This window comes from Pontibacter ummariensis (assembly GCF_900188175.1).
GTDB lineage: Bacteria > Bacteroidota > Bacteroidia > Cytophagales > Hymenobacteraceae > Pontibacter > Pontibacter ummariensis.
This window is the reverse complement of sequence record NZ_FZOQ01000050.1, coordinates 1-12,579: the sequence shown is the minus strand read 5'-3', so window position 1 is coordinate 12,579 and position 12,579 is coordinate 1. Positions and strand designations below refer to the sequence as shown.

At 52.5% G+C, this 12,579-nt stretch carries 12 protein-coding genes and 1 pseudogene; 9 read left to right on the top strand and 4 right to left on the bottom strand.

Going from position 1 to position 12,579, the window contains the following annotated elements:
• Positions 1 to 329 precede the first annotated feature (329 nt).
• On the bottom strand, positions 330 to 650 hold the full coding sequence (locus CHB92_RS24965) for an endonuclease/exonuclease/phosphatase family protein (RefSeq protein WP_218824311.1): 321 nt from the start codon (positions 648 to 650) through the stop codon (positions 330 to 332).
• A gap of 25 nt (positions 651 to 675) precedes the next feature.
• Here CHB92_RS24965 and CHB92_RS24960 point away from each other — a divergent pair, with 25 nt between their 5' ends.
• The 3 genes and pseudogenes from CHB92_RS24960 (at position 676) to CHB92_RS24945 (ending at position 4,739) form a co-directional block, all read left to right on the top strand.
• On the top strand, positions 676 to 1,233 hold the full coding sequence (locus tag CHB92_RS24960; protein ID WP_089321965.1) for an efflux RND transporter periplasmic adaptor subunit: 558 nt from the start codon (positions 676 to 678) through the stop codon (positions 1,231 to 1,233).
• Positions 1,230 to 4,345 (top strand): annotated as a pseudogene (locus CHB92_RS24950) (efflux RND transporter permease subunit). Before CHB92_RS24960 ends, CHB92_RS24950 begins: the two are co-directional and overlap by 4 nt.
• Positions 4,346 to 4,442: 97 nt before the next feature.
• Positions 4,443 to 4,739, top strand: coding sequence for a PG0541 family transporter-associated protein (locus CHB92_RS24945; protein ID WP_089321962.1), 297 nt, complete (start codon positions 4,443 to 4,445; stop codon positions 4,737 to 4,739).
• 344 nt (positions 4,740 to 5,083) lie between these two features.
• Here the strand turns inward: CHB92_RS24945 and CHB92_RS25965 are convergent, their stop codons facing one another.
• From CHB92_RS25965 to CHB92_RS24935, 3 genes are all read right to left on the bottom strand, one after another.
• Positions 5,084 to 5,230, bottom strand: coding sequence for a hypothetical protein (locus CHB92_RS25965; RefSeq protein WP_179223157.1), 147 nt, complete (start codon positions 5,228 to 5,230; stop codon positions 5,084 to 5,086).
• The gene (locus CHB92_RS24940; RefSeq protein ID WP_089321961.1) at positions 5,227 to 5,433 is read right to left on the bottom strand and encodes a hypothetical protein; all 207 of its coding nucleotides are present in this window, start codon (positions 5,431 to 5,433) and stop codon (positions 5,227 to 5,229) included. The genes CHB92_RS25965 and CHB92_RS24940 overlap by 4 nt, the downstream gene beginning before the upstream one ends.
• A gap of 202 nt (positions 5,434 to 5,635) precedes the next feature.
• Positions 5,636 to 6,697 (bottom strand): tellurite resistance/C4-dicarboxylate transporter family protein, encoded by a 1,062-nt coding sequence (locus CHB92_RS24935; RefSeq protein ID WP_089321960.1) that lies wholly within the window; start codon positions 6,695 to 6,697, stop codon positions 5,636 to 5,638.
• 375 nt (positions 6,698 to 7,072) lie between these two features.
• Here CHB92_RS24935 and CHB92_RS24930 point away from each other — a divergent pair, with 375 nt between their 5' ends.
• The 6 genes from CHB92_RS24930 (at position 7,073) to CHB92_RS24905 (ending at position 12,480) form a co-directional block, all read left to right on the top strand.
• Positions 7,073 to 8,128, top strand: coding sequence for an MFS transporter (locus CHB92_RS24930; RefSeq protein WP_089321959.1), 1,056 nt, complete (start codon positions 7,073 to 7,075; stop codon positions 8,126 to 8,128).
• A gap of 5 nt (positions 8,129 to 8,133) precedes the next feature.
• Positions 8,134 to 10,410, top strand: coding sequence for a molybdopterin oxidoreductase family protein (locus tag CHB92_RS24925; protein WP_245842903.1), 2,277 nt, complete (start codon positions 8,134 to 8,136; stop codon positions 10,408 to 10,410).
• 38 nt (positions 10,411 to 10,448) lie between these two features.
• Complete coding sequence (locus CHB92_RS24920) at positions 10,449 to 11,027, top strand: 4Fe-4S dicluster domain-containing protein (RefSeq protein WP_089321958.1); 579 nt, start codon at positions 10,449 to 10,451, stop codon at positions 11,025 to 11,027.
• A 30-nt stretch (positions 11,028 to 11,057) separates the two neighbouring features.
• Positions 11,058 to 11,576 (top strand): QcrA and Rieske domain-containing protein, encoded by a 519-nt coding sequence (locus CHB92_RS24915; RefSeq protein ID WP_089321957.1) that lies wholly within the window; start codon positions 11,058 to 11,060, stop codon positions 11,574 to 11,576.
• A 13-nt stretch (positions 11,577 to 11,589) separates the two neighbouring features.
• The gene (locus CHB92_RS24910) at positions 11,590 to 11,892 is read left to right on the top strand and encodes a DUF6755 family protein (RefSeq protein WP_245842902.1); all 303 of its coding nucleotides are present in this window, start codon (positions 11,590 to 11,592) and stop codon (positions 11,890 to 11,892) included.
• A gap of 258 nt (positions 11,893 to 12,150) precedes the next feature.
• On the top strand, positions 12,151 to 12,480 hold the full coding sequence (locus CHB92_RS24905; protein WP_089321956.1) for a carboxymuconolactone decarboxylase family protein: 330 nt from the start codon (positions 12,151 to 12,153) through the stop codon (positions 12,478 to 12,480).
• Positions 12,481 to 12,579: the final 99 nt, after the last annotated feature.

Below are 12,579 nucleotides of genomic sequence, written 5' to 3'. Positions count from 1 at the left end.
TGATACCACTTAACGCAAATGCAAACGTCCCTAAAAGGTCTAGCACCTCTGTAAGGCCAATCTCTGAGATAACCGCCATGGCACTGTTTCTTCCTGATCAGCCACGCTTTTTCAGGTAGCTGAGGTTTGATGTAAATTCGGATGGAAAATTACTTATTACAATTCGATTTATATAATCACGCTTCATAAGCAGCAGGATAAAGCGTCGTTAAGGTAAGGCATGACAGTTCTTAACCACTTCTGCTATAGCGTATAAGTAGAGGCGGAGGAAAAAACAGCCTGTCCCCAGCTTATGAAGGTAAGGGAACGAAGAACAGGACCGGCTGGCTTCATGCTGGATCATCCGTAAGCTCTATCCATACGGGCGCATGGTCACTTGTTTTTTCCCACCCCCGAACGTTACGGTCTACGCCGGCAGTAACTAATCGACTCGCCAACTGTGGGCTGAGCAGGAGATGGTCAATGCGCATACCCGCATCACGGTCAAAAGCGTTCCGGAAGTAATCCCAGAAGGTATAAATCCTCTCCTGCGGGTAAGTGGTGCGAACGGCGTCTGTCCAACCCTGGGCCAGGAGCGCGTGGAAGGCTGAGCGAGTGGCTGGTCGGAACAGGGCATCGTCGATCAAACGCTCCGGCTTATAGGCGTCCACAGAAAAATATTTTTCGGAAGGCGAGATGTTTGTTCCCTCGGCCACTGCTCCCGCTATCCTGACGCTGATGCAGATCGAGCCGGTGGAGGTCACAGTCAGTGTGGCAGAAGGGTTCTATGACCAGGTCGAAGAAGGAATGCCGGCCCTGGTCAGAACAGATGTGTATCCAAACCGGGAGTTTAAGGGGGAAGTCTACAGGAAGTCACCCACCATTAACCGGGCAAGCCGCACGTTTGAGGCTGAGATCCGGATACCCAACGAAGAGCGGATGCTCCGGCCCGGTATGTTTGCCCGGGTTTCGCTGAACTTAGGGGACGTGGAGGGGATATACATACCGGCTAAAGCAGTGGTGAGCCAGCCAGGCACCACCAATCAGTATGTATTTGTAAAAGAAGGGGACCGGGTGCGGCGCGTGGCAGTAGAAACCGGGAACCGCTATCAAGACCAAATCAGAATTGTCAGCGGCTTGGATGCAGGCCAGACCATTATTACTGAGGGTATCGGAAAGCTAAACCAGGGCACCCTGGTGAGAGTGGTGAGCCCATCTGCATCTGCACAGCCATCTGAACCTTCAGGCACATGAATTTATTTAAAATAGCCGTATTTCGTCCGGTTGCAACCTTGATGGTCTTTGTGGCCCTCATCGTGTTTGGGGTATACTCCACGATTAATCTGCCGGTAGACCTTTTCCCGGAAATCGACCCCCCTGTCATTACAGTAATTACCACTTATCCAGGGGCTGGGGCCCTGGAAGTGGAGCAGAACATCACGACGGAACTGGAGGATCAGTTCAGTACGCTGAATGACCTGGATGAAATTACATCCACTTCAGTGGCCAATGTGTCCATCGTTACCCTGGAGTTTGACTGGGGACAAACCTAGATGAAGCCTCTAACAATATCCTGGACGCTATCAGCCAGGCCAGGCCTGAGTTACCGGATGATGTAGAGGACCCTGCCATCTACCGTTTTAATGCCAGCAGCATACCTGTGGTTACTTTGGCGGCCACTGCAGACGAAAGCTATCCGAACCTTAGGCAAATACTGGAGGACCAGTTGGTTACCCCCCTTAACCGGATTCCGGGAGTAGGTGCGGTCAACATTCAGGGAGGCCCGGTCCGGGAGATTCAGGTAAGTGTCGATCCCCAACGTTTGGCCGCCTATGGCGTCACCATTAATCAGATTGGCCAGGCACTGAGCAATGAGAACGTTGTGATTCCTGCAGGGGAGCTGGAGGTGGGGGAGCAACAGTACAATGTCCGCATCGATACAGAGTTTACGACTGTAGGGGAAATCGGGCAGATCATTGTCAAGAACACATCGGAGGGGGGCGTGGTACGCATAGGCGATGTAGCCGTTGTCAGAGACGCGATAGACGAGGAAAACCGAATTGAGGTGGTAAACAGCGAAAGGGCTGTCACCCTTGCCGTGCAGAAGCAGAACAACGCGAATACCGTTCAGGTAGCGGAGGCCGTACTGGCTAGAATTCCAGCGCTGAGCAAAAGCTTGCCGCCAGATGTAGAGATAGCCACCGTCGTAGACACCTCCGACTTTATTATCAACTCCATCGATAATTTGTCGGAAGTACTGATCTATGCTGTGATCTTTGTGGTGCTAGTGGTATTTATCTTTCTCAGAAGATGGAGGGCCACCTTTATTATTGCCCTTACCATCCCTGTCTCCCTTATTGCGGCCTTTATCTACCTGTCTATCACGGGCAATACCTTAAACCTGATTTTACTGTCATCGCTCTCTATTGCGTTGGGCATGGTGGTAGATGATGCCATTGTGGTGCTTGAGAATATTGCCACCTACGTAGACAGAGGGACCAACCCCAGGGAGGCAGCCCTTTATGGCACCAATGAAGTGGGCGTTGCGGTTATTGCCACTACCCTTACCGTCGTAGCCGTGTTTCTGCCTCTGACTTTCCTCACCGGCTTAACGGGCATTTGGTTTGGGCAGTTAGGCTCCATTGTCGTGGTCACCATCGTCGTGTCGACGCTGGCCGCCCTTACGCTCATCCCTATGATGTCATCGCAGTTACTGAAGGTGCAGAGAAGCTTCCACGATAAGTCGAAATCAGGAAAGTCCCTGCGGCACAAGCTGAACCGGCGGGTGGAGGGTGCTCTAAGCAGCCTGGGCAATGGCTATAAGAAACTCTTGGGGTGGTCCCTGAATCACAAGCTGATCGTGACTGCCATTGCTTTCGCAATGTTTGTAGGGTCTCTCCTGCTTGTCCCTCGGGTGGGCACTGAATTTATGCCCCAGTCGGACAATGGGCGTCTGATGGTTACCATTGAACTTCCAACCGGTAGGAGCCCGGAAAGCGCCCTTGCCACGATTAACAAAGTGGAGCAGATCTTCTTTGAGAAGGTGCCTGAGCTCCGGGTCATCTCATCAGGGATCGGATCCAGTACCGGGGGCGGTAGCGCGCTGGGGTCAGCCAGCACAGGTCCCAATACCTTGGATGTAACCGCTTCCCTGGTGCCCGTGAGTGAGCGAGAGCGCTCCGTCTTCGAAATTGCTGAGGTTGTACGGGCAGAGCTTGCTGATATTCCTGAAGCCATCCAATACTCTGTAAGTACCCAGGGTGGAGCAGGGGCAGGGCCACCAGTAGCGATCAATATCGTTGGCAACAACATGGAGCAGACTTCCGAGATTGCCGCACAGTTGATCGAAAAGCTCCAGCAGATAGAGGGGGTCCGGAACGCTGATGAAAGCCGCGGTGACCCGCAGCCTGCCCTGGAGATAGAGCTGGACCGAGACCGCCTGGCGGCCCTGGGGTTAAACTCCGGGGTGGTAGGGCAAAGCATCCGCAACATGATTGCAGGGCTAACGGCCACTGAGTTCCGGGAGGAAGGAGAAGAATTCGATATTGTGGTCCAGTACCAGGACGTATTCAGGCAAAACATTGATGACATCCGGAGAATGGCGGTGGCAACGCCAAATGGGGAACTGGTAGAGGTAGGTTCTTTAGGAGAGGTAGAGGAGATTTATACGCCACCGAAGATTGAGCGTATTGGCCGGGAACGCTCTATACAGGTAACGGCTGATCTTTTCGAAACTCCTTTGAACGTGGTAATAGAGGAGGTCAACGATTTTATAGCCAATGAACTTGATGTGCCGCCGGGAGTGGAAATAGCCTTTGCCGGGGACATAGAAGAGCAGCAGGATGCCTTTGAGGATCTCTTCCTGCTGTTAGGGCTGAGCATCATACTGGTGTATATCGTCATGGCGGCCCAATTTGAGTCACTCAAGGACCCGTTCATCATCATGTTCTCGCTGCCTTTTGCCTTCACAGGTGTGTTGCTTGCCTTGGTGGTCACTAATACCAAACTCAGCGTCATTGCCTTTATTGGAGGGATTATTTTGGTAGGCATTGTGGTAAAGAATGCCATTGTGCTGGTAGATTTCATTCAACTCCTGCGAGGCAGGGGGTTGTCGCTCTTCGATGCCATAGTCGAATCTGGCGCCTCGCGGCTGAGGCCTGTCCTGATGACTACCCTGACCACCCTCCTGGCCATGTTTCCGCTAGCCGTTAGCCAAGGAGAGGGTTCCGAAACCTGGAAGCCTATGGCTGTAGCCGTTATTGGGGGGCTTACTTTCTCTACCCTAATTACTCTCGTGCTTGTGCCGGTGCTGTATGCCTTCTTCCACCGAAAAAGAAAGCATAAGGTTAGCCTCCTGACTGGTTAGTGACCATGCGGATCTGTCAATATCAGGCGCGTGAAAAACCGACTCTAGTTGTTCCTATGTTCTGGGAGCCCACTTTTTTAACAGCTTATTGTTTACCATGAAAGGAATTATGATCATTTTTAACCAGGCTTGGTCGGAAGAAATAGTTGCCTTGTTTGACGAGTTGGGTATCAGAGGTTTCACTAAGCTAAATGACCTGCAGGGGAGAGGATCCGATAAGGGAGAGCCAAGAATGGGGACCCACACCTGGCCAGCTCTGAACAATGCTATTTACACCTTTGTCTCAGCAGAGCAGGCGCCCAAGTTGATAGAGGCCTTAAACAAACTTAACAAGCAATCTGAGGAGCAGGGTTTAAAGGCCTTTTGCTGGGATGCGGAAGTCGTAGTTCCATAAAGGCAGCAGGAAAACCATACCTAGTTCCTCCCAGCACCGTACTTTCAAGAAAGCCTATGGAGGGGTGCCTATAGCCCGCTTACACCTATCATACCCTATGCATAAGTGGGGAAGCTCAGCCAGCCTGTTTCCAATGTGTAAAGGCTGATAATGCTTGATGGGCAGGTACATTGGCAGCCAAAGGAATTTTTCTGCAAGTAACGCAATAAAGTCAAAGTTTGGGAGTTTTAATGTTAGACTCTGGATACAGAAGTTGAGATTGTGATAGCAAGACGAGGGGACGCACCTTTAGGTGCGTCCCCTCGTCTTTTGTGTTGCTACCCTTCTTTTTTATCACTTTGGGCTTAGTCTTTAAGCTTGAGTACTTGCAAGTCAACCAGGTACATGGCTATGTCCTGTTGAAACGAATAAAACCACCTGATCCACTTGTTCATTCTTGTCTCGATGTCACTGTGCCCGTAATGCCTGGACATCTCTTCCAGGCCCTTCACCAGCTTCTGAAGCTTTTTTTCATCTTCTGGTCGTGAAGCGGCTTATGACTTCTGGTGAAGTCCTCCTGTAAACGGAGTATGTCCTCTCGGAACCAAAGCTCCATTTGCTTATAGGACTCAGGGTTAATATCAAGAAGGGGAACAAGGACAACCTCACCCAGCATCAGGTTTCTTTTCCTCTTCGACGCTTCTGTCTTAGGCATGACTTTACAGTAAAGGATCCAGCCACACATGAGCACGGAAATGATGACGACTAAAAAGAATACAGCCGAGGCTTCGTTCTGGACCAGCCACTCAAATCACACAACGACGCTTTCCATAGTCCTCCTTTATTTATCCTTGTGAATATACTGCATAATAAGTTATGATAGATTAGTAGTCAATCAATTACATGGTAAAGAAAACTTAAGCTTTACTTGTCGTGGTGTTTTTGCTGGTGAACAGTTTCAGCAGGTTCAGGCAAAGGCCCAGGAAAGTAACCGCCCAGGCAGCAAAGGCAATATAGATAAAATAGCTGGGGATCAGCTGCAGGTAAGGTAGTTTCAGGGCTTGGGCCAGCCGCCAGGTGCAAACGGTGTACATCCCCAGCGGAAACACCATTCCCCAATACTGGGGGTGATAAAAGAGCGGGAAGTGGTTGTAGATGTGGCGCCATAAACCCAAGATCACAATAAGGGGAATCCACCAGGTGCCTGTCACCCAAAAGAACAGGCTGAAGCCTTTCAGGAAGGGGATAAAGTCCAAGAACCCCGTCGTCTCGTTGATGCTCAGGATCAGGGTAGCGCCCGAAAGGGTGCTTATGGCCACGGCCCCCATGTTGATCCAGTAAGGCGGTGCAAACCCTTCCGCTTTCATGGGGAAGAAAGTCAGCCTGTAAAAAATAAGCGTGATCAGGATAATGTACAGCATACAGCCCAGCATGTACCCGCACAGGCACAGGAACACTACCCGTTCAGTGGGAAAAGGCAGATGGTGCGCCAGGAAGGTGCCCAGTATCGCCACAGACTGTGTGGCTACCACTATAACCAGCCATATGCCATTTATACCCTGCTCAAGCGACGGCTTCTCCCTTTTAGTGGTGATATCAATAAAGAAGGTATAGGTCAGCATGATCCACAACACCAGGGCAAAGTACCACAGGCCCCGGGCCGTGGCGTAGTTATCCTTCAGTAAGATGTGCTGTATGCCCAATATACAGGTGGCTGCCACCAGCGTAAGGAAGCCAGCCCCTTTCGCGTGCGACCTGAGGTCCTCATTAAAGGCAGAGAAGAAGAATAGCACCCTGCACAGCAGCATGCACAGCATAAAAGCATAGAGCACGTTGTTGATCCAGAAAAGGACGACACTGATTGTAGGAAAGTCAAGCAGGTGGGCTGCAATGGAAACAATGCCCGTTGACATAACCAAGGCAAAATAGGCCGGGAACAACGCCTTTACTTCTTCCTTTAATAAAGAGAATACATACATAACAGGAGATTTTCTCTGTGTTTTGTGCTGAAACATGGGGTATAAATTCAAAGTTACTCACCTCTCAGAGACTGATAAATGTGACCCATCAGCCGGAAAAGTGATATTTCTCATTTTTAAAGCAAAGTTTTAATGGGTAATTGCAATCCTCTGGTGGAATTGCCACGTACGCTTAAGGGTGTTTAAACTTTATGTTTTATTAAATAACACCGCTTAGCCTGTTTTGGACACAAAAGCCGATAGGGGGGAGAAAAATTCTCCTGTAATGTAGGCCTGTCGCGCAACGCTAAAACAGCACACCGGACACTAGGAGGTCAACGCCTTTCGTCCAAGGCTTCGTGACCGAGCGTGCACTTTATCTTAAAAGCCGGCCTTATGTTTAAAATATTCTCGGATCTGAACAGAAAAGCCCTGCTAAATGCCAGTATTGCCATGGTTCTGGTGATCGTGCTGGTGTATGTGGGCTCCCGCGACCTGCAGAACTTTGACGCGGCCCTGATTGCCTACCTTTTCGGGACTGTCTTTGCCGTCTTCGGCATCATGTACCGTTACTCTGTCTGGGTGCAGCGCCCCCCGACCAGGCTGTACTGGCGCCGTACCTGGAAGTTCGTTTTTAGCAAAAGGTTCTTTCCGTACCTGGGCTTTGTGATTACGCAGTTCGTAAAGAACATTCTGTTTCAACGCTTTATTTACCCCCGGGGCAAGAGCCGCTGGATCGGGCACTTTTTGCTGGCCACGGGCTGCATGCTGGCCTTTGCCGTTACCATTCCGCTTACTTTTGGTTGGATACACTTTACCCTCCTGCCCGGAACCACCGATATTTATGTAGCCCATGTCTTCGGCTTCGCGGTCTCTAAGTTTGAGCTGGGCGGACTTATAGCTTTTAATGCCTTTCACATCCTCAACTGGTGCTCTCTTTTTGTGATCATTGGTGCGATACTGATGATGCGCCGCCGCCTCACCAACGGGGGGCTAATTGCCACGCAGTCTTTTCAGGACGACTGGATGCCGCTGGTCCTGCTTCTGGCAATCTCCGTAACCGGCTTGGGACTCACCTTTGATTACTCCTTTATGCAGGGGAAGACCTTTGAGTTCATGTCAGTGACGCATGCCATTACCGTGATCCTGTTTCTGGTATGGATCCCTTTCGGAAAGTTCTTCCACATCTTTCAGCGGCCGGCCCAGTTGGGCACTAACGTGTATCGGAAAGAGGGCGAAAGACTGGGGATGGCAGTGTGCCCCCATACCGGCGAAGCCTTCGCCACGCAGCTGCACGTGAACGACCTGAAGAAAGTAACCCGTGAACTGGACTTTAACTTTGACATGGAAGGAGGGGGAAGCCACCTTGACTACAGCCCCGAGGGAAAGCGGGCCGCCCTGGCAAAGGCGCAGTTTGCGGCCCGTGAAAAGGAGGGCTCTTTCTTCGGATAAAGCACATGATGTTTGACATGCAGGCGGGGCTAAGGCCCCGCCTGCAAAACCCAATACAAAACGATATGGCAAAACTGCCCACCTCGGTCGATAAAATTGTAGCACAGTACGGTCCCCACAAAGCCTACACTCCTGTGGGGGGATTCCATGGCCACGCAGACCCCGACAAGCTGGTAAAGACGCACTGTTGCTTCTGCGGAATGCAGTGTGGTATTCAGCTGAAGGTGAAAGAGAACACGGTGGTAGGGTTTGAGCCCTGGATGGATTTCCCTTTTAACGAAGGCCGCATGTGCCCGAAAGGGGTGGCGCGCTACCTGCAGAACAACCACCCTGACCGGCTGCTGTCCCCGATCGAGCGGGTAGAAGGGGAGGGCTTCCGGCCGGTAGATTGGGAGACGGCTATGAGCAGAACGGTTTCCGAGATAAAGCGCATACAGAGCACCTACGGCAATAACGCCTTTGGTATGCTGTCGGGGGTGTCGCTTTCGAACGAGCTGAGTTACATGGTCGGCAAATTTGCCCGTGTGGCGCTCAAAACGGCTAACCTCGATTACAACGGCCGCCTGTGCATGGTGAGCGCCGGGGCTGGCAACAAAAAGGCCTTTGGCCTTGACAGGATATCCAACAGCTGGGCCGATTTGAAGCATGCGAAGGTGATCATGATCTGCGGATCGAACGTAAGCGAGACTTTTCCGACCCTTATCCATTACATCTGGGAAGCCCGCGACAACGGGGCGAAGATAATCGTGGTTGACCCCCGCATCACCCCCGTTGCCCGCACAGCAGATCTGTACCTGCCCGTTCGGCCAGGCACCGACTCGGCCTTGTTCGGCGCCATGCTCCAACAACTGGTGGAGAACGATTGGCTGGACCACGATTTTATTGACAACTATACCAGTGACTTTCAGGAGACCATAGACGCTGTGAAGGACTACAGCCTGGAGTGGGCCGAAGAGGTAACCGGTATACCGGCGGAAAGCATCAAGAAGGCGGCAGAGCTGTGGGGTAAGACGGACACCAGCTTTTTGCTGCACGCCCGCGGCATTGAGCACCACTCCAAAGGAGTTGATAACGTGCTGGGCTGTATCAACCTGGTACTGGCGACAGGCAGGATAGGAAAGCCTTACTGCGGCTACGGCACTATTACGGGGCAGGGCAACGGGCAGGGCGGCCGCGAGCACGGGCACAAATGCGACCAGCTGCCCGGCAACCGTGACATCACCAACCCGGAGCACCGGAAATACATTGCCGACGTTTGGGGCATAGACGAGAAAGACCTGCCTGGCAAGGGGCTTACGGCATATGAGCTGGTGGAGGCGATCCACCGCGGGGAGATCAAGGGGCTCATTTCCATCTGCTTTAACCCTATTGTTTCTCTGCCTAACAACAACATGGTGCGGGAAGCCCTGGAAAAGCTGGAGTTCTACGTCGCCATTGACTTTTTCCTCAACGACACGGCCCGGCACGCGGACATTGTGCTGGCCGGGGCACTGCACGAGGAAGAGGAGGGAACCGGGACCACTGCGGAGGGTCGTGTGGTGAAGATCAACGCGGCCGTGACGCCCCCCGGCGATGCCCGTACAGACGCCTCTATTCTAAAGGAGCTGGCGGCGCGGCTCGGCGCAGGTGACAAGTTTGCTTTTGAGAACAGTGAAGCCATTTTCAACGAATTAAGGGTGGCCTCCAAAGGAGGCACGGCCGACTACTACGGCATCACCTACGAGAAGATCGTGAACAACTATGGGGTCTTCTGGCCCTGCCCGGCCCTGGACCACCCGGGAACGCCCCGCCTTTGGGAAGACAGAAAGTTTGCGACGCCCGACGGAAAGGCGCACTTCAACCCGGCTCCGTACCGGGAGCCGGGTGAGCCTACCGACAAAGAGTACCCCGTGATACTGACAACGGGAAGGGTGGTCTCCCAGTACCTGAGCGGCACCCAGACGCGCCGGATTGGCAGGCTGATAGACCCCTACCCGGAACCTTTGCTGGAAATACACCCGAGCCTGGCACAGCAGTTCGGAATAAAGGAGCGGGAACTGGTGAAAGTGGTTACCCGGCGGGGGGAGGCCACCTTCCCGGCACAGATCGTTACCACTATCCGGAAAGACACCGTTTTCCTGCCTTACCATTGGGCAGGGCCTATATCAGCCAACCAGCTAACCATTGGCAACTTAGACCCCGTGTCAAAGATACCCGAGTTTAAAGTGTGCGCCTGCAAACTGATTCCATTGGGAGTGCCGGCCCCTCCTTCGTCGGAGTCTAAGGCTTACCAGAGCGCATAGCACTGTAAATTTTTGTTCAACAACTTTAAAGGAGATACATGGCAGCAGGACCAGACAGTAACTTTAACCCCGACATGGAATTTTTTGTGGACATGCAGCGCTGCATTGGTTGCCGCGCCTGTGAAGCGGCCTGTGCCGAGTGCGAGACCAACGGGCAGGAACCCATGATCCACGTGAATTATGTAGACAGAGCGCACTCGGTACAGACGACCGTACAGGTTTGCATGCACTGCGAGGACCCTGCCTGTGCCAACGTATGCCCGGCCGATGCCATTGCCAAAGACGGGAACGGGGTGGTGCACTCGGCAAACACCTCCCGCTGTATCGGCTGTTCCAACTGTGTGCTGGCCTGCCCGTTCGGGGTGCCTAAGAAAATGGAGGCCGCCGAGCTGATGATGAAGTGCAACCTCTGCTATGACCGCACGAGCGTGGGCAAAAAGCCGATGTGTGCGACTGTGTGTCCCAGCGGTGCCCTGTTTTACGGTACGCGGGAAGAGATTCGCAAGAAGCGACCAAACAGCGACCCTGTGAACACCTTTAAGTTTGGGGCTCAGACTGTGCACACGAAAGTGAACATCATGATGCCGAAAGGAAGCACCGAGCTAAGAGTGCATTAGGAAGAGGATTAACAAGCAGAACACTAAGCAATGGCCTACTCACCAAAAGAAGAAGACCGACCCAACTGGAAACGGGATTTCCCCATCCGACAGGACGAGGCAAAACACATCTCACGCCGCGAGTTCGCTAAGTTCCTTTGTCTCCTCTCCGGGGGCATGGCCCTGGGCAGTGGCTACGTGGTACTGAACTCCTTTGCCTTCCCGGATAAGGAATTAGAGGGGGAGTTTCTTGTGTGCAATACAGCTGATGTGCCTGTCGGCGACATGACCATGTTTTCCATCAAGGGCACGAAAGAAATCCCTTATATCCTGATCCACCTGGAGGAGGGCGAGTGGCGTGCCTTCGAGCAAAAGTGCACGCACCTTTCCTGTGCCGTGGTGTACCGCGATGAGGTGAAGAAAATAGAATGCCCCTGCCACAATGGGTGGTTTAGCGCAGACACAGGGGAGGTGCTACAAGGGCCGCCGCCGCGAGACCTGCCGCAGCTTCGCGTGGTGGTACGGGATGAGAAAGTTTATGTAACCGCTTTTAAAGATCAGGTAAGCTGATCAGAAGACGCTTATGAGTGATTTTAGCGAAGCGCGCGTCGAGGCGCACCCCAACAAGACAAATACCCTTACGCTGGGTATCATCATGCTGCTGATCGGCATTCTGAGCATCCAGATATGGCTGCTGTACAGTGCCCTCAACAACGCGCTGGACGAAAACCAGGACCTGGCGCTCGCATCCTTTATTGGCTCTCTGGTCCTTTTCTTTGTTGGCCTCTGGCTGCTTAAGTTCCTGCCTGCCGCTGATGTAGTCCACAATAAACTGGAGCTGCCGGAAAAAGACGTGAATAAGTATAAGGGGGACAGGTACAAGTAAGCCCAGCGGCACCCCCAGTTACTAAACGAAAAAATCAAGCACAAGCATCTGTAGTCGGCCGCAGAGCCAGGCTATACTTGGGTCGTGGCCTGCCCTGGATTGCGCCCCCTGTCATAAGGAAAACATACAAAGCAGAGGTTTAGCTCAGCCTTCCGCCAGGGTTTAAAGGCACGCACTCATCTAAAACAAACGTTTCCACGAGGCCAATGTGAAGCAGGCGGGGCCTGTGCAGCAAAGGCCGCTAATCTTATCTACTGTATGAAAGAAGACCATCTTTATCCAAATGGAAGCCGGGAACTGGCTGAAAGAAGGAATGCTTTAGCCCCAGAGGTTGCAGAAGCCTTCCGCAGCTTTAGCAAAGCTGTTTTTAAAGAGGGCGCGTTACCGGAAAAGACCAAGCAGTTGATTGCCGTGGCTGTCGCCCACGTAACGCAATGCCCCTACTGTATCCGGAGCCATACCACCCAGGCAGTAAGAAAAGGGGCTAGCCAGGAGGAAATAATGGAGGCGATCTGGGTAGCGGCAGAAATGCGCGCCGGCGGTGCCGTGGCACACGCAAACCTTGCTCTGGACGAGATGCACAGCTAAACTGCCCTGCAAAACTGACGAATGTCATTTTTAGCGCGTGTTTAAAGTTGCAACTTTGATACAACTTTAAATATTCCGCATGATGACAACAGCGCAAAA